The sequence below is a fragment of the Aeromonas sp. 603757 genome (genome assembly GCF_049171255.1).
Classification (GTDB): domain Bacteria; phylum Pseudomonadota; class Gammaproteobacteria; order Enterobacterales; family Aeromonadaceae; genus Aeromonas; species Aeromonas veronii_A.
Genome location: NZ_JAAKOE010000011.1, coordinates 1 through 21,291, shown reverse-complemented (window position 1 = coordinate 21,291; position 21,291 = coordinate 1). Strand labels below are relative to the sequence as shown.

Below are 21,291 nucleotides of genomic sequence, written 5' to 3'. Positions count from 1 at the left end.
AGCGGCATCCCCCTCATACTCGCGCGGTATGCCGGACAGCCAGCGACGCACCGAATGGCCCCGCTGATTGCACAATAACGGCAACCTGTTAGGCTCACGCCCGTATGACACCAATGGAGCTGTAATCATGAATAAAGCACATATGATGGCCGCTGGTGCGCTGGCCCTCGGCCTGCTCGCTGGCTGCAATCAGGGCAATACCCTCTCAGTCACTGGTGGCGAACCGGTCAGTTACCAGTGCGAGCAGGGCAAGAAGGTGCAGGTGCGCTACTTCTCCCTCTCAGACGAGAGCCTCAACTTTATCAAGCTATCACTGCCGAACGGCAAGGATTACACCCTGCCCCAGGCCATTTCGGCCTCCGGCGCCCGCTATACGGACGAACATGAGGCCGTCTGGTGGAACAAGGGGGATGAGGGCTTTGTCGAGCTTCGGGATCAGGATGGCGAGTGGCAGACCGCCTACAACGACTGCAAACAGCAATAAACGTGACCCCGGCCTGGCCGGGGTCTCTCTTTCTCTGGCATCAGAGTGGTGGGGGATCAGTTGATCTCGATCTCGAAGCGGTTGGTCACCTCGACCGGAATGGCATCCGGGTTGCCCTCTGCCGGGCTGTAACGGATCCGCGAAAGGGTCGCCAGCGCGCTCTGCTCCAGCTCGCCGGGGGGCTCGGCCGCCACCACTTCCGGCTTGACCGGCGTGCCGCTGGCGTCGATTTGATAGCGTACTTCCACATACCCCTTGACCGGTTTGGCTGGCAGGGCGGGCTCGTCGTTGCCAAGCCATGACCACTGCTTCTCCTGAACCCAGTAGCTGGACAACTGCTCGAGAGGGATAGCGATCGGAGCGCGCTCGTGCGCCACCTCCTGACGGGATGAGCACCCCAGCAGCAGTGTCACTGCCAGACCTGACCATACTGCGACTTTCCACTTCATGTAACGCTCCTTGTTCTTTGCCGGTGCTTGTTGCCGGACTGCAGGCCGCTCAATGCGCCCCTTGGTCAGTGACCCATCCTAACGAAAAAGTATTCGTATGAACATGAACAAAAGGGCCAACCCCGAGAGGTTGGCCCTTTTATCATCAATAAACTCATTAACCAGCCAATCAGCCGCGCTTGTCGCTCACCACCAGCCAGAGCGCATGCACCATGCCCGGCAGACCGCCCAGCAGGGTCAGCACGATGTTGATTAAAAAGTGCAGGCTAAAGCCCACCTGGATAAAGGCGCACACAGGGGGCAAGAAAATGGCCAACAGGATCTTGAGCAGATTGTTCATCTCGGCTCTCCTTTTCAAAAATGTCGTCAGGATTGGGGTGGGCTAACCATAAACATCCCGGACTTCAACTGCAAACCAGACAGGGGATCCGCTCACCCGCATCACGCCAGGCGTTGAGGTCGTGGATCTGCTGATTGCTGCTGCCACGCCAGAGCAGGCCGGGGTCTGCCAACTCCTTTTCAAACTTGCCATCCACCAGCACATCCAGCAAGACCACCAGCTCGCGCTGGACCTCCGAGAGCTCGCCGAGCAGATAGCCGGTCCAGCACCAGATATCCTTGCCCGGACACTCGGCGCGCACCCGTTTCACCAGCTCCAGCACGTGGGGCACGTTGGCAGGGTGGAGCGGATCGCCGCCGGAGAGCGACAGACCTCGCCGTTTGATGCGGCTGTCATTGAGATCCGCAATGATGCGATCGCTCATCGCCTCATCGAACGGCTTGCCGCCATCGAGCCGCCAGGTGCTCTGGTTGTAGCAACCCGGGCACTGGTGCTCACAACCGGAGACAAACAGGGTGGCACGGGTGCCGGGGCCGTTGATCACATCGACCGGGTAGTATTGGTGGTAGTGCATCGCTTGTTTCCTGCCTCGTTCACTGGACAGCGGCATAACTGCCGCCCTCCAATGAAAATGGCCCCTTGAGTCAGGGGCCAGCTCTTCATCGCCTGTGCGCTTACATATGTTTGACGCGGCGCTTTACTTCTTCCTGCTTGCCCGCATTGAAGGGGCGTGCATCCGGGCTGCCGAGGTAGCCGCAGACACGGCGGGTCACCGACACCTTGGCGGGGTCGTGGTTGCCGCAGCGCGGGCAGGTAAAGCCCTTGGAGGTACACTCGAACTCGCCGGTAAAGCCGCAGTCGTAGCACTCGTCGATGGGGGTGTTGGTACCGTAGTAAGGCACCTTGTCATAGCTGTAATCCCAGACGTTTTCGAGCGCTTCCAGATTGTGCTGGATATTGGGGTACTCGCCGTAGCAGATGAAGCCACCGCTGGCGATGGGCGGATAGGGCGCCTCGAAGTCCAGCTTGTCGTAGGGATTGACCTGCTTCTCCACATCGAGGTGGAAGCTGTTGGTGTAGTAACCCTTGTCGGTCACGCCGGATACCACACCAAACTCCTTGGCGTCGATGCGGCAGAAGCGGGTGCAGAGGTTCTCGCTCGGGGTGGAGTAGAGGCTGAAGCCGTAGCCGGTCTCCTCTTTCCACTCATCGATGGCCGCCCTGAGACGGGCGATGATGGCGATGGCCTTCTGTTGCAGCTCGGTGCTGTCAAACAGGTGAACCTTGTCACCAAACAGGGCGTTGATGGTCTCGTGAACCCCGATATAACCGAGGGAAATGGAGGCACGACCGTTCTTGAAGATCTCGCTGACGTTGTCGTCCGCCTTCAGCCGCACGCCGCAGGCCCCTTCCATATAGAGGATCGGTGCAACCCGCGCTTTCACCCCGTCCAGACGGGTGATGCGGTACATCAGCGCCTTCTTGGCGACCCGCAGGGAGGCATCGAGACGATCCCAGAAGTCCGCTTCGTCACGGGATTTCAGGGCAATGCGCGGCAGGTTGAGGCTCACCACCCCCAGGTTGTTGCGACCTTCGTGGATCAGCTCGCCATTCTCCTCGTAGGCACCGAGGAAGGAGCGGCAACCCATGGGAGTCTTGAAGGAGCCGGTCACTTTCACGACCTGGTCGTAGTTGAGGATGTCCGGATACATCCGCTTGGAGGCACACTCCAGCGCCAGCTGCTTGATGTCGTAGTTGGGATCACCCTGCTTGTGGTTGAGGCCATCCTTGATGGCAAACACCAGTTTCGGGAACACGGCGGTCTTCTTGTTCTTGCCAAGGCCAGCGATGCGGTTGCTGAGGATGGCGCGCTGGATCATTCGCGACTCCCAGCTGTCCCCCAGACCAAAGCCGAAGGTGACAAACGGCGTCTGACCGTTGGCTGTGTGCAGGGTGTTGACCTCGTACTCCAGCGACTGGAAGGCGTCGTAGCACTCTTTCTCGGTGCGGGCCATGGCGTAAGCTTCCACGTCGGCAATGCCCCACTCTTCGGCCACTTCACGGTGTTTCTGCCAGCTGATGGTCACATAGGGGGCCAGCACTTCGTCGATGCGGTTGATGGTGGTGCCGCCATAGATGTGGCTCGCCACCTGAGCGATGATCTGGGCGGTCACGGCCGTGGCGGTGCTGATGGATTTCGGGGTATCGATCTCCGCATTGCCCATCTTGAAGCCGTGGGTCAGCATCCCTTTCAGATCGATCAACATGCAGTTGAACATCGGGAAGAAAGGTGAGTAGTCGAGATCGTGGAAGTGCAGATCACCGCTCTCGTGGGCCTGAACCACATCACGGGGCAGCATGTGGCTGGTGGCATAGTGCTTGGCGACAATACCGGCCAGCAGGTCGCGCTGGGTCGGGATCACCTTGGAGTCTTTGTTGGCGTTTTCGTTGAGCAGGGCGGCGTTGGTCTGCTCGACCAGACCACGGATCTCCTGCGCCAGACGGCCGCGCGCCTCGCGAGCCTGATCCCTGTCGTGGCGATATTCGATATAGGCACGGGCGATGGCCTTGTCGTCGGAAGCCATCAGGTGGTTTTCGACCCGGTTCTGGATCTCGTGGATATCAACTTCACCACGCCCTTCCAGCTCCTGACTCACTGCATTGGCAATGCGGGAGGCGAGTGCCGGATTGGCCTGATTGACCGCTTCCGCCGCTCGGCTGACCGCATCGCGAATCAGCTGGGCATTGAATGGTGCGCGACATCCGTCACGTTTGATCACAACCGGTTTCATGGATTTTCCCCGTTAAAAGGCCAGGCATTTGCCTCTGGCTCACCCTTGTTGGGCCCCCCTCCCGGCATCTCGTCCTGGACGCAAATAAATTCAGCCGAGGCTTGACAAGCCTGGGCTGAAGATAGGAGGGGAACAGCTTATACACAGCTTAATAACACAACATATAGGGATTAAAAACGAATGCGTCCCTATATGTGGTGTCTATTAGGCACCAAAGCGCAGCCTCATTTCTTGATCCAGAACAGGTTTTTCAGCGAGCGGGACAGTTCACGACCAACCAAAAAAAGACTCAATAAAACCCGATCCCAAGCAGAGTGCGGGCTGGCGTCCGATCCGCTCAACCGAAAAAAAATCGCGCCCTGCCATACCGGTTTCGAGATGACAGTAACGGCAAACACTGCCCATACTGAGCATGCATACACTATCACTCGACAGGGGCCTTCCCATGCGCACCTCCCTGCTGTTGCTACTGCTCTCCACCCTCTCCCTGCCGCTCTGGGCCGCAAACATTCTGGTGATCAGCAGCTACCATCCCGAATACCTTTGGGACCAGAGCTACAACGAAGGTTTGCGCAAAGGGTTGCAGGGGGAGCACAAGATCTCTCACTTCTATATGGACACCAAACGCCATCCACGGGAGGCGTTCGACGACATCGCTCAACGGGCTATCGCTTTTTATCTCAAGAGCAAACCGGATCTGGTGGTGCTGGGGGATGACAATGCCATCAACTATCTGGCCAACGAGATCGCCTCGCTGGGTACCCCGGTGGTCTTTCTCGGCATGAACGAAAACCCCCGCCTCAAGGGCTTTGTCGGCCACCCCAAGATCACCGGGGTGCTGGAACGCCCCCTGCTCAAGCGCAACATCAGCGAAATAAGCCAGATGATGGGGGGGCTCGACAAGGCGCTGGTACTGTTTGATTCCAGCAATGTGGCCCTCACCGCTATCGAGGATGAATTCAAGACCCAGACCGAATTGCGAGTCGGCCAGACCCGGGTCAACAGCCAGCTGATGGGCGACTACAGCCTCTGGCAGGAGGCGGTGCTCAACGCCAAGAAGAATGGCTATCAGGCAATCTTCCTCGGCCTCTACCACACGCTGGTCGATGATAATGGCAAGCATGTGAGCGAACAGACTGTGCTGGAGTGGACCAGCGCCAACACGCCGGTGCCGCTCTTCTGTTTCTGGGAGTTTACCGTCGGCAAGGGGATGGCCATCGGCGGGCTGGTACTGGACGGCCACGATCAGGGGTTGCAGGCAGCGTCCCTTATCAACACCATACTGGCGGGCACCCTGCCCCGTACTATCTCCCCGCGAGCGGCCCTGCGCGGCGAATATGTCTTCAGCAAGAGCGAGCTGGCCCGCTGGCAGCTCACTGTGCCCGACAAATGGCACAACAAGATCATGTGGCGTGAGTAACAATAAGTAACCCGGCACATTGGCCGGGTAACACCTGCACAGTCAGATGACTGATGACCGAAAGCCGCGTGCGTCAGCTGGCAGCAAAAGGCAGGGAGAGGCGCTTGGCAAGCGCCTGGAAGTGCTGGCTGATCTCGGCACCAAACAGAGGATCACCGATAGCTCGGTTCTGCCAGTTTTGCTCCAGATGACGCCAGTCATCCTCGGTCAGGGAGTCACGCAGATGGGGGAAGATCACCCCTTCTTCGTAGTTCATGTGTGCCTCTTGCAGCTCCACGAAGCGCTCCAGCTTGGCGGTGAACTGATCGAGCGGGATCACCGCATCCATCAGGATCATCTCCACCATCTCCTTGAGCTCGGTCCCCGCCTCCAGCAACTTGAGATGCTCCTCATGCAAGCGGTTCGCGACATCCCCCTCCACCACCCGGTATTTCAGGTAGTAGTCATAGACAAGATCTTCCTTGGGGTGGTGATACTTGTCAGAAACCTCCCGCAGATAATCGATGACATCGCGCACCAGAAAATAGCTGATAGGTTGCTCGGCACGAATGGCGGCTAGCTTCTGCTTCAGCAGATCCAGCAGTCGGGCGATATTGAGGTGATCCTTGTGCAAACTCGATAACATGGGCACTCCTTGGCGCTGAAATAAAATGTTACTTTCCTGAGTATACGGTCATTTGTCGCCCGAACTTTGCACTCAATCAAGTGGTTGGCAGACAGATTGCCATTCGATCGGGCTTTTACCCTGCAATTCCAGCAGGCGGTTGGTCTCGGAAAAGTGGCCGCAGCCGATAAAACCACGGTGGGCTGAAAGGGGGCTGGGATGGGGTGCCGTCAACACGTGGTGGCGCTGCCGGTCGATAAAACGCCCTTTCTTCTGGGCATGGGAGCCCCACAACAGAAATACCACCCCGTTACAACTGGCATTGATCTGCTCGATGACCCGATCGGTGAAGGTTTCCCACCCCAGATGGGCATGAGAGTGTGCCTGACCGGCCTGCACTGTCAGCACTGTGTTGAGCAGCAGAACCCCCTGTCTGGCCCAGGACTCCAGAAAACCGTGATTGGGTGTGACGAAACCAGGCAGATCCCGCTGCATCTCCTTATAGATGTTGACCAGTGAGGGGGGAGTACGCACCCCGGGCAGGACGGAGAAGCAGAGACCATGTGCCTGATTCGGGCCATGGTAGGGATCCTGCCCCAGGATCACCACCTTGACCTGATCCAGTTCGGTCAGTTTGAAAGCATTGAACACATCGGCCGGGGGGGGGTAGATCACCTTGCCCGCTTCCCGCTCTGCCCTGACGGTCGCCAGCGTACACTTGAAATAGTCCTGCTCTTTTTCAGAGCCAATCACATCACTCCAGGTCAGCACCCCGGCCTCCTCACTTGATACGGCGAAGGAGTCAGGATAGGGGGGCAGCCCGCAAGACGCAACCGTGACTCACACTTTCCAGAGCCTGGCGAGCCGGCCGGAGCGCTCCAGTTTGTGCAGACCGGCGTTAAACAGCAACATCAAGCGGCGGGCATCGGGATCGGCCTTGCGCATCAGCAGATAGCCCGGCTGGGACCAGATGGGATCGGGGGCACCACTCAATGCTGCCGCTTGGGGATGACGAGAGAGAACCTGCTGAAACAGAACCTGTGCCACCTGTTCATCCATGACCAGATAACGAATGCGTCCGGTGAGCAGTTTCTCCATGCTCTCCTCATCGGAGTCGGACCACTCAAGAGACAGCTCGGATTGTCTTGCTGCAAACCCTTCACCATAAAAATAGCCACGGGTAACCCCGACAGGCTCGTTTTTCAGCTCACCCAAACTGACCAATGGCGAACCATTAAGTGCAAGCAGACGGGTCGTAAATTTGCCCAGCGATGCAGAGAGATAGAAGTGCTGCTCGCGCTCGCGAGAGCGAAACCAGGGCATGGTAATCATATAACGCCCTTCAAGAGTCAGGCTGTATGCCTCAGACCAGGGGTAGAAATGAAAGCTGACATCGACCCCCTGCTCGGCAAAGGCCTCACGTACCACCTGACAGAGAAACCCCTGATTGGGAAGCGACTCACTGATATAAGGCGGCCATTCGCCCACCGCTATGCGTACTGTTTCGGCCCGGACCACAGCTGTGATTGCCCAGCAACAGAACAGGGCCAACCATCCCCACATTCGCCACCTGATATTCACCCGACACTCTCCTTGCTTTCTGCTGAGTGTAGCCAACTCCTCAATCCACCACAGAAAAGCCGAAAAAGATGTAGTTAAATTACTAGATTAAAAAGGTAAAAGATGCATAATTTTGATATCTTACAAAATCAGAAAAATGACCTATTTTTGATTAAACTCAAGAATTTAATCCCATTTAAATGGCACTTTATTGATTTTTATTGATCTAGATCAATTTTAGTAATATTACCAACATGGTATATATGACCCCATCAAAGCAAAGGTGTAAGGCAAGGGCCCTTTAAGCCACCACAATTAACGGTAGCTTAAATACATCAGGGTAATTTCCTTACAGTTGGATTCGCGTTCCCATTGAGGAGTCATACCATGATCAAAGGCATTCAAATCACCCAGGCTGCCAACACCGCCCTGCTGAACTCTTTCTGGCTGCTGGACGAAGAGAAGCAACAGGCTCGCTGCATCTGTGTCAAAGGCGATGCCTTTGCTGCCGATCAGGAAGTCGCACTCTCTGATCTGGGTCAGTTCGAATACCGCGAACTGCCTGTTCAGGCCGAACCGGCTGTTGAAGGTGGTCAGCACCTGAACGTCAACGTGCTGCGTCGCGAAACCCTGGAAGATGCTATCGCGAATCCGGAGAAGTACCCGCAGCTGACCATCCGCGTATCTGGCTACGCAGTGCGTTTCAACGCCCTGACCCCGGAACAGCAGCGTGACGTGGTTACCCGTACTTTCACCCAGAGCCTGTAATCAGCGTCCTGCAGTGAACCGCTGATACTTGCTGTATCAGCACAAAAAACGGCCTGTCGGCCGTTTTTTTATACGTGCTTTCACTGGGCAAGCGCAAAAAACAAGGCCTCGCATTGCGAGGCCTTGTGATAAGTGCTTGTCCCATCAAGCAGAGGTATCCAGGGGCTCAAAACCCTTGATCAGGTCATCGATGGCCTTCATCTGTTTGAGGAAGCCTTCCAGCTTGTCGAGCGGCAGGGCGCTCGGGCCATCACAGCGGGCAATTTTCGGATCCGGGTGTGATTCGATAAAGAGACCGGCCAGACCGACCGCCATGCCGGCGCGCGCCAGCTCGGTCACTTGCTCGCGACGGCCACCGGAGGCGGCACCCAGCGGATCACGGCACTGCAGGGAGTGGGTCACGTCGAAGATCACCGGATAGCCACCGGTGCTCTTCTTCATCACGCCCAGACCCAGCATGTCCACCACCAGGTTGTCGTAGCCGAAGTTGGCACCGCGCTCGCACAGGATCAGCTGATCGTTGCCGCACTCCTCAAACTTGTCGGTGATGTTCTTCATCTGGCTTGGGCTGAGGAACTGCGGCTTCTTGATGTTGATGACGTTGCCGGTGCGGGCCATGGCTTCCACCAGATCAGTCTGGCGCGCCAGGAAGGCGGGCAGCTGGATAACGTCCACCACCTCGGCGACCGGCTTGGCCTGATGGGGTTCGTGCAGATCGGAGATGACCGGCATGCCGAAGGTCGCTTTCAGCTCCTGGAAAATCTTCATACCCTCTTCCAGACCCGGACCGCGGTAGGAGTGGATGGAGGAGCGGTTGGCCTTGTCCCAGCTCGCCTTGAAGACAAACGGGATGCCCAGCTTGCTTGTCACTTCCACGTACTTCTCGCACACCGCCATCGCCATGTCGCGGGATTCCAACACGTTCATGCCACCAAACAGCACGAACGGTTTGTCGTTGGCAACGTCGATCTGGTTGATCTTGATATTCTTCTGTTCCATCTAAGACATCCTTAATAAAAGGGCTTGAAGCCTAGTTACTCCGTTGCGACCGGACGCAGCGGCCTTGATATTCTTCTGTTTCAGTTTCAAGCCGCCCTTAATGGAGGGGCTTGGGGCTCAGATCCAGCGCGGCCAGCTGTACTTTCAGCACATCGGCGACCGGATCGTCCGGGCATTGTTCAATAAAATATTCAAAATCGTCGGCGGCCTGGCGCGGGCAATCGAGCTGCTCGTAGATAAAGCCGCGATCCCGCGTCTCCAGCGGATCGCCGGGCTTCATCCGCAGCAACAGCTCGCTGCAACGCAGCGCCTCGGGCATGCGATCTTCCCGCAGCAGGGCCCCCTTGCTGACGTTGAGCAGCCGTTCGATGATCTCCCACTGGCCGGAGGGCTGCAGGTAGTCGGGAGTGAGGGTCGCCAAGTCCCCCAACGCACCGCGCAGCAGCAGCTCGATGCGGGCCAGACTCAGCTCGTCGCCGGTAAAGGGGTCGACATAGACCTCCCCCTCGCCACCGGCAAAGCTCACCAGGAAGTGGCCGGGGAAGCAGATCCCCTCCACATCGAGCCCGAGCTTGCGCCCCAGCTGGATAATGAGAATGCCGAGGCTGACCGGGATCCCCTTGCGCTGAACCAGCACCTGATTGAGATCGCAGTTGTTGGCAGAGAAATAATCCTGCCAGTCGCCATGAAAACCGAGGCTGTGGTAGAAGCCCTGCAGCAACTGCTGGCGCACCTCGTCGCAGGTGCCCTCTTCGATCTGCTCGTCCAGCCACTCGTCCAGCAGGTTCAACTCGCGCATCCCCTCCTCGACCGAGCCATAAATTTCGTCACTGACTGACAACGCCAGCTCGGTGATGTCGTGGGCTTCGAAATCGGTCCATTCGTCTATGTGTAACATTCTCTTCATGCCTTAGCCGAACACACTCGTCTGTTTGAGCACTGCCAACTTGGCAATAAAGTAGATCCAGCCGAGCGCCCCCAGAAAGGAGCACCAGCGCACCAGATTGCTTTTGGCCAGCCGCAGCGCCATCGCCGCCAGAAATACCAGCACCAGAATGGCCATCAGCTTCTCGCTGAGCCAGGGCGTTCCGTTATTGAGCGGGTTGAGATCCAGCACCATGCAAAGCAATACGCCGGAGAGCACCACCAGACCGTTGAGCCAGCCGCTGACCTTCATCACCGGCGCACTATAGGCTCGGCTAGTGGCGGTCTGTACCCAGTAGAAGCGGAGCATAAACATCAGCACGGCCCCGGCAATCAGGGTGAGGTGCAGGTGTTTGAGCACAAAAACCATATTCAATCCTTGCATGGGGGCGCACAGGCAACCCGCCGTGTAACAGTAAGGGGCTGTCAGCGCAGCGGGCAGAGGCCCAGCGTCACCCTGTCGTTATCCCCGTAATCGCGCACCGTGGCTACCTCGCGGTAGCCGCCATCACGCAGCAACTGACGCACCGCCTCCCCCTGATCCCAGCCATGTTCCAGCAGCAACCAGCCGTCAGGCAACAGATAAGCGGGGGCATGGGCCACGATGTGGCAGATATCGGCCAGCCCGGCGTCATCGGCAACCAGCGCCGAGCGGGGTTCAAAACGCACATCACCCTGCTCGAGATGGGGATCGGCGCCATCAATATAGGGGGGATTGGAGACAATCACCGCAAAACGTGGCGTTTCGTCGCGATCCGGCTCGCCAAGGGGCTCGAACCAACTGCCATGACGCACCTCGATGGGTAACCCCAGCGCGGCGCTGTTCTCGCGGGCCAGCGCCGCGGCATCCGCCATCCGATCCACCGCCCACACATCGACCTCGGGCCGCTCGGACTTGAGCGCCAGCGCGATGGCGCCGGTGCCGGTGCCCAGATCCAGCACGGCGCAAGGACCTTGCGGGATTCTGGTCAGCGCCTGCTCGACCAGCACCTCGGTATCGGGGCGCGGGATCAGGGTCGCCGGGCTCACTTTCAGCGGCAGCGACCAGAACTCCCGCTCGCCCACCAGATGGGCGATGGGTTCGCCGTTGAGACGACGAGCCAGCCACCCCTGCAGGGTGGCCTGCTGGGCGGCATCCAGCTCACGCTCGGGCCAGGTCATCAGATAGCTGCGACGACACCCGAGCAGATGGCAGAGCAGTACATCGGCGTCGGCGCGGGGGGACTCCCCCTCAGCCAACACAGTCATGATATGGGCGCGGGCCTGCTGGATCTGCATCAGTGCCACTCCACCTTATGGGCAGAACACTTAATGCGAGCTTGCCGGATCACCATTTGCATTAGTTGTTCTCGGCCAGCGAGGCGAGCTGATCGGCCTGATACTCCTGCACCAGCGGTGTGATGACGCAGTCCAGATCCCCTTCCAAAATTTCGGAGAGGCGATAGAGGGTCAGGTTGATGCGGTGCTCGGAGAGGCGGCCCTGCGGGTAGTTGTAGGTACGAATGCGCTCGGAGCGATCGCCGGAGCCCACCAGATTGCGGCGGGTGCTCTGCTCGGCGGCGCGGTGGCGCTCATCCTCGGCCGCTTGCAGGCGGGCGGAGAGCACCGACATCGCCTTGGCGCGGTTCTTGTGCTGGGAGCGCTCGTCCTGACACTCCACCACCAGACCGGTCGGCAGGTGGGTGATGCGGATGGCCGAGTCGGTCTTGTTGACGTGCTGACCACCGGCACCGGAGGCGCGGAAGGTGTCGATCTTCAGATCAGAAGGGTTGATCTCGATCTGCTCGGCTTCCGGCACTTCCGGCAGCACGGCGACGGTACAGGCGGAGGTGTGCACGCGGCCCTGAGATTCGGTCTCCGGCACCCGTTGTACCCGGTGACCACCGGATTCAAACTTGAGACGGCCATAGACGCGCTCGCCGTCGATCTTGGCGATCACCTCCTTGTAGCCACCATATTCACCATCGTTGCAGCTGACGATGGAGACGCGCCAGCCCTGACGCTCGGCAAACCGTGAATACATGCGGAACAGGTCACCGGCAAAGATGGCCGCTTCGTCGCCACCGGCACCGGCGCGGATCTCCAGATAGCAGTTGTTGTCATCCTTGGGATCCTTGGGCAGCAACATCAGTTGCAGCTCCTGCTCCAACGCCTCCAGATTGGCCTTGGCGAGCGGCAGCTCCTCCTGCGCCATCTCGCGCAGGTCGGCATCGTCCTCCTCCAGCATCATCTGGGTGGTCTCAAGATCATCCTGAGCCTGACGGTAACGCTGGAAGGCGTGAACGATATCTTCCAGCTGGGCATATTCGCGGGTCAGGGCGCGGTAGCGATCCTGATCCGAGACCACGTCTGGCTCGCCGAGCATGGCCTGTACTTCTTCGTGGCGCTCGATGAGGCCTTCCAGCTTTCTGATCAGTGACGGATTCATAACTCTTGCATTCTCAATGGAGGACGGGACAACCGGCAGGTTGCCCGAAAATTATGGCTCTTGTGACAACCCCAGCGCCTGCCGCAAGCGGGAGAGCTCGCTCTGATCCCCCTGGGAGGCAGCCTGGCGCAACGCCTGGGTCGGCGCGTGGATCAATTTGTTGGTGAGGCGATGGGCCATCGCCTTGAGCGCCTGTTCGGCACTCTCGCCCTGCGCCAATGCCAGCAGGGCCCGTTGCAACTCTTCATCAGCCACTTGCTGGGACTGATGGCGATAATCGCGAATGAGGTCGACCGAGCTCTGGCCGCGATACCAGCCCATAAACTCGTCACGCTCTTCCTGCACGATCACTTCCGCCTGCGCGGCAGCCCGTTTACGGGTTTCGAGGTTCTGCTCAATGATCCCCTGCAAATCATCCACCGTGTAGAGATAGGCATCGGAGAGCTCATCGACTTCGGCTTCGATGTCGCGCGGCACGGCAATATCCACCAGAAACATGGGTTTGAAGCGGCGGGCCTTCAGCGCGCGCTCCACCATCCCCTTGCCGATGATGGGCAGGGGGCTGGCGGTCGAGCTGATGACAATATCCGCCTCGTGCAGATAGTCGGGGATCTCTTCGAGCGTCATCACCTGGGCGCCGAATTCGGCTGCCAGAGTCTGGGCGCGCTGCAGGGTGCGGTTCGCCACCATCATCTTGGTGACGTTCTGCTCGCGCAGATGACGGGCCACCAGTTCAATGGTTTCGCCAGCACCGACCAGCAGCACCTTGGTCTGGGAGAGATCGGAGAAGATCCGCCGACCCAAGCTGACGGCGGCAAACGCCACCGACACGGCACTGGCGCCAATCTCGGTATCTGTGCGCACTCTTTTCGCCACCGAGAAGGATTTCTGGAACAGCCGCTCCAGCGCCCCCTTCACCGACTCCGCCTGCTGGGCGTGGGCATAGGATTGCTTGATCTGCCCCAGGATCTGCGGCTCCCCCAACACCAGCGAGTCGAGCCCGCACGCCACCCGCATCAAGTGGCGCACCGCCTCTTCATCGTGATGCTGATAGATGGCAGTGACCAGTTCGGCAGCGTCCAGCCCGTGGAACTGCTGCAGCCAGCGCAGCACTTGCTCCTGCCGCTCCTCCTCCAGATTGCAATAGAGTTCGGTCCGGTTGCAGGTGGAGACGATCACCGCCTCGCTGACACCGGGTTGGCTCACCAGCTCACGCAAGGCGCGATCGATGCAGTCCGGGCCAAAGGCGACCCGTTCCCGCAAGGCGACACTGGCGGTGTTGTGGTTGATTCCGAGGGCAAGCAAACTCATGAGTGGGCGACGATCATTTCATACGCTGGGTGCAAAGGCTGCCAATTGTACGAGAAAGGGTAAGTCTTTAAAAGCAATACGGCCGCCCCGTATACTGTGGCAAATTCCTCTCTCTGGAGCCGTCTCTTGCTGCTACGTATTTTTACCCTCACCTGCCTGCTGTTGCTGGCCGGTTGTGCCACCACCCAGCCCCAGCGTGACCAGGTGAACTGGAACCAGGAGCGGACCCGTCTCGAGCAGCTGACCCACTGGCAGCTATCCGGCAAGATGGCCATCATCACGCCACAGCAAAAGGGCAGCGCCCGTCTCAACTGGCAGCAGGATGGCGAGGATTATCGCCTCAACCTCACCAGCCTGATCGGCACCAGCATTCTGGAGCTCTCCCGCAGCAAGGGGGAGATCACCCTGCTCGACAGCGACGGCAATCGCCACCAGAGCCAGGATGCCGAAGCGCTCATCTATCAACTGACCGGCTGGAATATTCCGGTTGCTGGATTGCCAGAGTGGATCAAGGGGCTGCCGGGTCAGGCGGAGTTTGAACTCAACCCCGACAGCAGTCTGGCCAGCGTGCGCGACGGCCAGTGGCAGATCGTCTATGGCGATTATCGGGATCAGGATGGCTACCGCCTGCCGCACCAGCTGACCATGACCGGCCAGAACAGCCGCCTCAAGCTTCAGATCAACCAATGGACTCTTGCACGTTAATGGCTTCCACACGCTGGCCGGCACCGGCCAAACTCAACCTGTTTCTACACGTCAATGGCCGTCGTCCCGATGGCTATCACGAGCTGCAGACCCTGTTTATCTTCCTCAATCACAGCGACTGGCTCGAGTTTGAAGTGATACCGAATAGCGACACTCTCACCCTGAGCCCGGCCATTCCCGGGGTGCCGGATGAGCAGAATCTGATTATTCGGGCGGCACGCCTGCTGCAAGCAACCCTGCCGAGCCCGCAAGGTGCCCATATCCGGCTGGAGAAAGTGCTACCCATGGGCGGCGGCATTGGCGGCGGTTCGTCCGATGCGGCCACCACGCTGGTGGCGCTTAACCACCTCTGGCAGGCAGGTCTTGACGAAGATGAACTGGCAGCGCTTGGCGTCCAGCTGGGGGCCGATGTGCCGGTGTTTGTCCGTGGCAAGGCGGCCTTTGCCGAAGGAGTAGGTGAGCGGCTGCAACCGGTCGAACTGCCCGATGCCTGGTATCTGGTGCTCAAGCCCGATTGCCATGTAGCGACCGCGGCCGTATTTCAGGATCCGGACCTGCCGAGAGCCACGCCGAAAATGGCGCTGGACAACCTGCTGGAAGGCGAGTGGAAAAACGATTGCGAATCACTGGTGAAAAAGCGCCACCCCGAGGTTGCCAATGCGCTCGGCTGGTTGCTAGAATACGCGCCGTCAAGAATGACGGGCACAGGAGCCTGCGTCTTTGCTCAATTTGAAGACGAAGTGACTGCTCGGGAAGTGTTGGCCTGCGTGCCGAAGGGACTTGATGGGTTTGTCGCCAAGGGCGAGAACATATCACCTCTCTTCTCCACATTGCAACAGTTCAAATGATTGGGGTATCGCCAAGCGGTAAGGCAGCGGGTTTTGATCTCGCCATTCCTAGGTTCGAATCCTAGTACCCCAGCCAATTCCCAAGTATCAATGATGCGTTGTGATTAACGTGGCCGGTTTTGCACTCGGCCACGGATTCGGGTTACCGGTATCATCACAATCATTGGGCAGCAGACACCTTGTACGTTATCTTGATAAATCGTTTGCCCCAAAACGATAGGGTCTGATTTCAGACTCCCCCACATACTGGATGCAACCCCGAGGTTTCAAACCGTGCCTGACATGAAGCTGTTTGCTGGTAACGCAACGCCGGAACTAGCCCAGAAGATCGCAGATCGCCTGTTTATCAAACTCGGCAATGCTGCCGTAGGTCGCTTTAGCGACGGCGAGATCAGCGTACAGATCAATGAGAATGTACGTGGTGGCGATATCTTCATCATTCAATCCACCTGTGCCCCGACCAACGACAATTTGATGGAATTGATCGTCATGGTGGATGCTCTGCGTCGTGCTTCAGCTGGCCGTATCACTGCCGTTATCCCCTACTTTGGTTATGCCCGTCAGGACCGCCGTGTCCGCTCCGCCCGTGTACCCATCACCGCCAAGGTTGTCGCTGACTTCCTCTCCAGCGTCGGTGTGGATCGCGTGCTGACCGTTGACCTGCATGCCGAGCAAATTCAAGGTTTCTTCGACGTTCCGGTAGACAACGTGTTCGGTAGCCCGGTGCTGCTGGAAGACATGAAGTCCAAGAACCTCGAGTCTCCTGTCGTTGTCTCCCCGGACATCGGTGGCGTCGTGCGTGCCCGCGCCATCGCCAAGCTGCTGGATGACACCGACATCGCCATCATCGACAAGCGCCGTCCCCGCCCGAACGTCTCCCAGGTCATGCACCTGATCGGTGACGTTGCCGGCCGCGACTGCATCATCGTTGATGACATGATCGACACCGGCGGCACCCTGTGCAAAGCCGCAGAGGCCCTGAAAGAGCGCGGTGCCAAGCGTGTATTCGCCTACGCTACCCACCCGGTCTTCTCCGGTTCCGCCGTCGAGAACATCAAGAACTCCGTGATCGATGAACTGATCATCACCGACTCCATCCCGCTCACTGCGGAGATGAAAGCGGTAGGCAAGGTCAAGCAGCTGACGCTGTCAACTGTACTGGCCGAAGCCATTCGTCGCATCAGCAACGAAGAGTCCATCTCTGCCATGTTTGAGCATTGATAGATTCAGCAATAACGAAAACCGCCATCAGGCGGTTTTCGTCTTTCTGGACCTTCTCTTTCCAACTTTCTGCTATCTGGTACGACCCTGCCCCGGCAGGCTTAAGGATTTACCCATGAATTGCTTGCGTCCCCTCCTGCTCGCGACCCTCACCTCCGCCCTGTTCGCCTGTCAGCCCGCCAAAGAGAACCCGCCCTTTGTGCTGACCCTGGCTCACATGAACGACACCCACTCCCAGTTTGATCCGGTCAATGCCGAGATCAAAGGGCAGATCTTTGCCCAGCAGGGGGAGACGGACACCCTCTATACCCGCTTTGGCGGTTATCCGCGCCTGCTGACCATGGCGAAAGCCTATCAGGCCGATGCGCTGGCCAAGAACCAACCCTTGCTGCTGCTGCACGGCGGCGATGCCTGGCAGGGCAGTGGCTACTTCAAGCTCAACGAGGGGATGGCCAATGCCGAGTTGCTGAGCCAGTTCGGCCTCGATGCCATGGCGCTGGGCAACCACGAGTTCGATCTGGATAACCAGAAGCTGGCCCGCTTCATCGAGGGGGTCAACTTCCCGGTGCTGGCCGCCAACCTCGACACCAAGGCCGATCCGGCCCTCAGCAAGGCTGACAACCTCAAGCCCTTCGTGGTCTACGCCTTTGACGGCAACCAGAAGAGTCCGGTCACCGATCTCGACAACCTGCCGCAAGGCAAGCAACTGGTCGCCGTCATCGGTCTGGTGCTGGAAGACATGGGCAATATCGCCCCCAACGTCGGCAAGCTGCGCTTTGGCAAGGAGGTCACCTCGGCTCAGGCCACGGTCGACATGCTGCAAGCCAAGGGGATCCATCAGATCGTGGCGCTCACCCACATCGGCAACGAGCGGGATCTGGCACTGGCCGCCAAGGTAAACGGCCTCGATGCCATCGTCGGCGGCCACTCCCACAGCTTGCTCGGCGATTTTCGCAATATCGGCTGGGGCAAGACCGGCGATTACGCCAAGCTGGTGACCAATCCGGATGGCATCGGCAAAACCTGCGTGGTGCAGGCGGGCTCCTACGCCCAGGCCATCGGCCTGGCTCAGGTGACCTTTGACAGCCAGGGTCAGGTGACCGACTGCCAGGGCCACAACAGCCTGCTGGCCAGCCGCGATTTCTTCGCCGATGCGGCGCGCAAGCAAGCGCTCGACGACGCCCGCAGCAAAGAGGCAAGCCAGTTTGTCGACAACCAGCCCAATCTGGTGACCGTGGATGAAGATCCGCGCCTGCGCGGCATCATCGACAGCCACTACAAACCGGCGCTGGAGAAAGCTTATGGCCCGGTGATCGGCACCATCCCCGAGCAGCTGCAAAATGCCCGTCGCCCCGGCGACAACGGCAGCGACAGCCACGGCTCAGATGTAGCGCCGCTGGTTGCCGAAGGGGAGTTCTACTGGGCCAATACCCCGGCCGTTCAGGCCCTGACCGGTGGCCAGGTCGATTTTTCTCTGGTGGCGGTGGGCGGCGTGCGTGCCGACCTGCCTGCAGGAGAATGGCGCGAAGGGGATAGCGCCCTCACCCTGCTGCCGTTCAAGAACCAGCTCTCGGTGCTTACCCTGACCGGCGCCGAGGTCCGCGCCCTGCTGACCGAGACCATCACCGCCACCCTGCCCGCCAGCGCCCATGCCGGCAAGTTCCCCTATGGCGGCCACCTGCGTTACACCTTCCAGGAGACCGACGCAGGCAAGGCGGGCATCCTGACCCAATTGCAGCGCAAGACCGCAAGCGGCGAGTGGCAAGATCTGGTGGATAGCCAGCGCTATCGGGTAGTGATGAACGCCTACAGCGCCAACGGCAACGATGGCTGGCAAGCACTGGCCAATGCCCAGCGTCAGAAGAGCGAGCGGGTCGACATCGCCAGTGTCAATGGCAAGCTGACCGCCTTCCCGGTGCTGAAGGTGGCACAAAACGGTGAACTGCTGAGCGCCGTCTATGCCACGGGCCAGGCCCTCGATTGCAAAGCCAGCGGCGTGGATTGCGGCACCGATGCAGCGTCTTTCGTGGAGTATGTGCGCGATGCCCGTCCCACCCTGACCGTACTGGATGAAGAGACCGTCACCCTGCTGCGCGCCAAATAACGACGGTAGTCAACCGGGCACAATCCATCGGTAAGCTGAAACGGGCCTCATGCAAGAGGCCCGTTTGCCCACCGTTAGCTACCCATTGGCCGCAATAATGCTGCAAATCCCGCCATAACATGCGCATTGGTTGAGTGATCGCCACTCGGCGGCTAGAATATTGCGTCCTATTGCCCTGGGTAGTGTGCCCATGGCAGCTGCGAGTGAAGACATCAAGCGTGACAAGCGAAATCAAACTGATCGTCGGACTGGGCAACCCCGGCCCGGAATATGCCAAGACCCGCCACAATGCGGGCGCCTGGTATGTGGAGCAACTGGCCCGCTGGCACAATGTCAGCCTGCGTGAAGAACCCAAGTTCTTCGGCCATACTGCCCGCATCCTGGTCGAGGGGCAGGATGTGCGGCTGCTCATCCCGAACACCTATATGAACCTCTCTGGCAAGGCGGTGGCCGCACTGGCGCGTTTTTATCAGATTGAACCGGAAGCGATACTGGTGGCCCATGACGAACTGGATCTGCCGCCAGGCATCGCCAAGTTCAAGCAGGGTGGTGGTCACGGTGGCCATAACGGCCTCAAGGACATCATCGCCAAGATGGGCAACAACAATAACTTCTTCCGGCTGCGTCTCGGGATCGGCCATCCCGGCAGCAAAGAGCAGGTGGCTGGCTTCGTCCTGACCAAGGCCCCCAGCAGTGAACAGAACCTGATCGACGCCGCGCTGGACGAGTCCCTGCGTGCCACCGACATCCTGTTCAAACAAGATATGACCAAGGCCATGAATCGCTTGCACAGCTTCAAGGCTGAAAAGGGTTAGGTCGGTTTGACCCTGTACGGGCATTGTGCCGGTACATGAGCAACGACCAGAACAAGCATGACATGGGCCGCCTGCGGGCGACCCCCAACAGCATCCATCAAGTAAGGTAACAATCCATGGGTTTTAAATGCGGTATCGTGGGCCTGCCCAATGTAGGCAAATCCACCCTGTTCAACGCGCTGACCAAGGCCGGTATCGAAGCCGCCAACTTCCCGTTCTGCACCATCGAGCCGAACACAGGTGTGGTGCCGATGCCGGACCCGCGCCTCGATCAGCTGGCTGCCATCATCAATCCGCAGCGCGTTGTGCCGACCACCATGGAATTCGTCGACATCGCCGGTCTGGTTGCCGGTGCCTCCAAGGGTGAAGGTCTGGGTAACCAGTTCCTGGCCAACATCCGTGAAACCGAAGCGATCGGCCACGTAGTGCGCTGCTTCGACGACGAGAACATCATTCACGTTGCCGGTAAGGTCTCCCCTGCCGACGACATCGAAGTGATCAACACCGAGCTGGCCCTGTCGGATCTGGACGCCTGCGAGCGCGCCATTCACCGTCAGTCCAAGCGCGCCAAAGGCGGCGACAAGGATGCCAAGCTGGAAGTGGAAACCCTGGAGAAGATCAAGGTCGCGCTGGAAAACGGCCAGATGATCCGCGGCATGAAGCTGGATAAGGAAGAGCTGGCCGCCGTGAGCCACCTCAACTTCCTGACCCTGAAACCCACCATGTATATCGCCAACGTGGCGGAAGATGGTTTCGAGAACAATCCCTATCTGGACAAGGTGCGTGAAATCGCCGCCGCCGAGAACGCAGTCGTAGTCGTGGTCTGCTGCGCCATCGAAGCCGACATAGCCGAACTGGACGATGAAGATCGCGCCGAGTTCATGGCTGACCTTGGCATCGAAGAGCCGGGCCTGAACCGTGTTATCCGCTCCGGCTACCAGCTGCTCAACCTGCAGACCTACTTCACCGCCGGTGTGAAAGAGGTGCGCGCCTGGACTATTCCGGTCGGTGCCACCGCCCCGCAAGCGGCTGGCAAGATCCACACTGACTTTGAAAAAGGCTTTATTCGCGCCCAAACCATCGCCTTTGAAGACTTTATCAACTACAAGGGTGAGCAAGGCGCCAAGGAAGCGGGCAAGATGCGCGCTGAAGGGAAAGATTACATCGTCAAAGATGGCGATATCATGAACTTCCTGTTCAACGTCTAATCCCATGACAGGCCAGCATTTGCTGGCCTGTTTTTTATCTGCCATTGCCCGGGCAATAATGGCAATGTCTTAAAAAAAACCAGATTGTTGGGCTTTTGCGCAACAGAGACCAATAACTGGTCAAACGCACTCAAATTGCGTTTTTCTGGCAAAAAAAGGGTTGACGCCCCAGAGCCAGATACGCATAATTCGGCCCGCACGGTGACGAGGTAACGACTCACCGGAAGCAAGGTTGGCTATGTAGCTCAGTTGGTTAGAGCATCGCACTCATAATGCGGGGGTCACAGGTTCGAATCCCGTCATAGCCACCA

The 21,291-nt window shown here is 58.8% G+C and carries 21 protein-coding genes, 2 tRNA genes and 1 pseudogene; 11 read left to right on the top strand and 13 right to left on the bottom strand.

The annotated features are described in order from the left end of the window. Window positions 1-127 precede the first annotated feature (127 nt). Window positions 128-484 (top strand): MliC family protein, encoded by a 357-nt coding sequence (locus G5332_RS11975; protein ID WP_201972991.1) that lies wholly within the window; start codon window positions 128-130, stop codon window positions 482-484. A gap of 56 nt (window positions 485-540) precedes the next feature. On the opposite strand, the gene G5332_RS11970 is transcribed toward G5332_RS11975, so the two are convergent. From G5332_RS11970 to nrdD, 4 genes are all read right to left on the bottom strand, one after another. Continuing rightward, window positions 541-933 (bottom strand): TonB family protein, encoded by a 393-nt coding sequence (locus G5332_RS11970; protein ID WP_005358848.1) that lies wholly within the window; start codon window positions 931-933, stop codon window positions 541-543. 169 nt (window positions 934-1,102) lie between these two features. Further along, window positions 1,103-1,273 carry a YqaE/Pmp3 family membrane protein gene (locus G5332_RS11965; RefSeq protein ID WP_005343870.1) on the bottom strand — a complete coding sequence of 57 codons (171 nt, stop codon included), beginning with the start codon at window positions 1,271-1,273 and terminating at the stop codon, window positions 1,103-1,105. A 64-nt stretch (window positions 1,274-1,337) separates the two neighbouring features. Beyond that, the gene (gene nrdG / locus G5332_RS11960; RefSeq protein ID WP_064337043.1) at window positions 1,338-1,847 is read right to left on the bottom strand and encodes an anaerobic ribonucleoside-triphosphate reductase-activating protein; all 510 of its coding nucleotides are present in this window, start codon (window positions 1,845-1,847) and stop codon (window positions 1,338-1,340) included. 100 nt (window positions 1,848-1,947) lie between these two features. Further along, window positions 1,948-4,065: an anaerobic ribonucleoside-triphosphate reductase gene (gene nrdD / locus G5332_RS11955; protein ID WP_263084400.1), complete on the bottom strand. Its 2,118-nt coding sequence runs from the start codon at window positions 4,063-4,065 to the stop codon at window positions 1,948-1,950. 445 nt (window positions 4,066-4,510) lie between these two features. Between nrdD and G5332_RS11950 the strand changes: the two genes are divergently transcribed. Next, complete coding sequence (locus G5332_RS11950; protein WP_266134093.1) at window positions 4,511-5,485, top strand: ABC transporter substrate-binding protein; 975 nt, start codon at window positions 4,511-4,513, stop codon at window positions 5,483-5,485. Between the two features lie 73 nt (window positions 5,486-5,558). Here G5332_RS11950 and G5332_RS11945 read toward each other — a convergent pair whose 3' ends face one another. From G5332_RS11945 to G5332_RS11935, 3 genes are all read right to left on the bottom strand, one after another. Continuing rightward, the gene (locus G5332_RS11945; RefSeq protein ID WP_216951846.1) at window positions 5,559-6,110 is read right to left on the bottom strand and encodes a hemerythrin domain-containing protein; all 552 of its coding nucleotides are present in this window, start codon (window positions 6,108-6,110) and stop codon (window positions 5,559-5,561) included. A gap of 72 nt (window positions 6,111-6,182) precedes the next feature. Further along, complete coding sequence (gene ung, locus G5332_RS11940) at window positions 6,183-6,860, bottom strand: uracil-DNA glycosylase (RefSeq protein WP_227341130.1); 678 nt, start codon at window positions 6,858-6,860, stop codon at window positions 6,183-6,185. Between the two features lie 69 nt (window positions 6,861-6,929). Next, window positions 6,930-7,577: a substrate-binding periplasmic protein gene (locus G5332_RS11935; RefSeq protein ID WP_254204216.1), complete on the bottom strand. Its 648-nt coding sequence runs from the start codon at window positions 7,575-7,577 to the stop codon at window positions 6,930-6,932. Window positions 7,578-8,036: 459 nt separating this feature from the next. Here G5332_RS11935 and grcA point away from each other — a divergent pair, with 459 nt between their 5' ends. Further along, the gene (gene grcA, locus G5332_RS11930; protein ID WP_216951849.1) at window positions 8,037-8,417 is read left to right on the top strand and encodes an autonomous glycyl radical cofactor GrcA; all 381 of its coding nucleotides are present in this window, start codon (window positions 8,037-8,039) and stop codon (window positions 8,415-8,417) included. Between the two features lie 144 nt (window positions 8,418-8,561). On the opposite strand, the gene kdsA is transcribed toward grcA, so the two are convergent. From kdsA to hemA, 6 genes are all read right to left on the bottom strand, one after another. Further along, window positions 8,562-9,416, bottom strand: coding sequence for a 3-deoxy-8-phosphooctulonate synthase (gene kdsA, locus G5332_RS11925; protein WP_216951850.1), 855 nt, complete (start codon window positions 9,414-9,416; stop codon window positions 8,562-8,564). Window positions 9,417-9,513: 97 nt separating this feature from the next. Next, the gene (locus G5332_RS11920; RefSeq protein ID WP_005334938.1) at window positions 9,514-10,314 is read right to left on the bottom strand and encodes a SirB1 family protein; all 801 of its coding nucleotides are present in this window, start codon (window positions 10,312-10,314) and stop codon (window positions 9,514-9,516) included. A 12-nt stretch (window positions 10,315-10,326) separates the two neighbouring features. Next, a complete protein-coding gene (locus G5332_RS11915) occupies window positions 10,327-10,710 on the bottom strand; it encodes a SirB2 family protein (protein WP_236302749.1) in 384 nt (127 codons plus the stop codon). Window positions 10,711-10,766: 56 nt separating this feature from the next. Further along, window positions 10,767-11,618, bottom strand: coding sequence for a peptide chain release factor N(5)-glutamine methyltransferase (prmC, locus tag G5332_RS11910; RefSeq protein WP_421172529.1), 852 nt, complete (start codon window positions 11,616-11,618; stop codon window positions 10,767-10,769). Window positions 11,619-11,679: 61 nt separating this feature from the next. Further along, window positions 11,680-12,768: a peptide chain release factor 1 gene (gene prfA / locus G5332_RS11905; RefSeq protein ID WP_005353897.1), complete on the bottom strand. Its 1,089-nt coding sequence runs from the start codon at window positions 12,766-12,768 to the stop codon at window positions 11,680-11,682. Between the two features lie 51 nt (window positions 12,769-12,819). After that, on the bottom strand, window positions 12,820-14,079 hold the full coding sequence (gene hemA / locus G5332_RS11900) for a glutamyl-tRNA reductase (protein ID WP_005362209.1): 1,260 nt from the start codon (window positions 14,077-14,079) through the stop codon (window positions 12,820-12,822). A 126-nt stretch (window positions 14,080-14,205) separates the two neighbouring features. Between hemA and lolB the strand changes: the two genes are divergently transcribed. From lolB to G5332_RS11860, 8 genes and pseudogenes are all read left to right on the top strand, one after another. After that, the gene (gene lolB, locus G5332_RS11895) at window positions 14,206-14,784 is read left to right on the top strand and encodes a lipoprotein insertase outer membrane protein LolB (protein WP_005353907.1); all 579 of its coding nucleotides are present in this window, start codon (window positions 14,206-14,208) and stop codon (window positions 14,782-14,784) included. Beyond that, window positions 14,784-15,654 (top strand): annotated as a pseudogene (gene ispE, locus G5332_RS11890) (4-(cytidine 5'-diphospho)-2-C-methyl-D-erythritol kinase). Before lolB ends, ispE begins: the two are co-directional and overlap by 1 nt. Then, window positions 15,634-15,708 (top strand) — tRNA-Gln (locus tag G5332_RS11885). Before ispE ends, G5332_RS11885 begins: the two are co-directional and overlap by 21 nt. A gap of 197 nt (window positions 15,709-15,905) precedes the next feature. Then, complete coding sequence (locus G5332_RS11880) at window positions 15,906-16,853, top strand: ribose-phosphate pyrophosphokinase (RefSeq protein WP_005343846.1); 948 nt, start codon at window positions 15,906-15,908, stop codon at window positions 16,851-16,853. A gap of 115 nt (window positions 16,854-16,968) precedes the next feature. Further along, a complete protein-coding gene (locus tag G5332_RS11875) occupies window positions 16,969-18,957 on the top strand; it encodes a bifunctional metallophosphatase/5'-nucleotidase (RefSeq protein ID WP_421311262.1) in 1,989 nt (662 codons plus the stop codon). 218 nt (window positions 18,958-19,175) lie between these two features. Beyond that, window positions 19,176-19,772: an aminoacyl-tRNA hydrolase gene (pth, locus tag G5332_RS11870; protein WP_058059203.1), complete on the top strand. Its 597-nt coding sequence runs from the start codon at window positions 19,176-19,178 to the stop codon at window positions 19,770-19,772. A 116-nt stretch (window positions 19,773-19,888) separates the two neighbouring features. Then, window positions 19,889-20,980: a redox-regulated ATPase YchF gene (ychF, locus tag G5332_RS11865; protein WP_005334961.1), complete on the top strand. Its 1,092-nt coding sequence runs from the start codon at window positions 19,889-19,891 to the stop codon at window positions 20,978-20,980. 234 nt (window positions 20,981-21,214) lie between these two features. Continuing rightward, window positions 21,215-21,291, top strand: a tRNA-Met gene (locus tag G5332_RS11860).

Coding starts and splice junctions, on each gene's coding strand:
- G5332_RS11975 (WP_201972991.1), top strand. CDS start 128: ATGAATAAAGCACATATGATGGCCGCTGGTGCGCTGGCCCTCGGCCTG.
- G5332_RS11970 (WP_005358848.1), bottom strand. CDS start 933: ATGAAGTGGAAAGTCGCAGTATGGTCAGGTCTGGCAGTGACACTGCTG.
- G5332_RS11965 (WP_005343870.1), bottom strand. CDS start 1,273: ATGAACAATCTGCTCAAGATCCTGTTGGCCATTTTCTTGCCCCCTGTG.
- nrdG (WP_064337043.1), bottom strand. CDS start 1,847: ATGCACTACCACCAATACTACCCGGTCGATGTGATCAACGGCCCCGGC.
- nrdD (WP_263084400.1), bottom strand. CDS start 4,065: ATGAAACCGGTTGTGATCAAACGTGACGGATGTCGCGCACCATTCAAT.
- G5332_RS11950 (WP_266134093.1), top strand. CDS start 4,511: ATGCGCACCTCCCTGCTGTTGCTACTGCTCTCCACCCTCTCCCTGCCG.
- G5332_RS11945 (WP_216951846.1), bottom strand. CDS start 6,110: ATGTTATCGAGTTTGCACAAGGATCACCTCAATATCGCCCGACTGCTG.
- grcA (WP_216951849.1), top strand. CDS start 8,037: ATGATCAAAGGCATTCAAATCACCCAGGCTGCCAACACCGCCCTGCTG.
- kdsA (WP_216951850.1), bottom strand. CDS start 9,416: ATGGAACAGAAGAATATCAAGATCAACCAGATCGACGTTGCCAACGAC.
- G5332_RS11920 (WP_005334938.1), bottom strand. CDS start 10,314: ATGTTACACATAGACGAATGGACCGATTTCGAAGCCCACGACATCACC.
- G5332_RS11915 (WP_236302749.1), bottom strand. CDS start 10,710: ATGGTTTTTGTGCTCAAACACCTGCACCTCACCCTGATTGCCGGGGCC.
- prmC (WP_421172529.1), bottom strand. CDS start 11,618: ATGCAGATCCAGCAGGCCCGCGCCCATATCATGACTGTGTTGGCTGAG.
- prfA (WP_005353897.1), bottom strand. CDS start 12,768: ATGAATCCGTCACTGATCAGAAAGCTGGAAGGCCTCATCGAGCGCCAC.
- hemA (WP_005362209.1), bottom strand. CDS start 14,079: ATGAGTTTGCTTGCCCTCGGAATCAACCACAACACCGCCAGTGTCGCC.
- G5332_RS11875 (WP_421311262.1), top strand. CDS start 16,969: ATGAATTGCTTGCGTCCCCTCCTGCTCGCGACCCTCACCTCCGCCCTG.
- ychF (WP_005334961.1), top strand. CDS start 19,889: ATGGGTTTTAAATGCGGTATCGTGGGCCTGCCCAATGTAGGCAAATCC.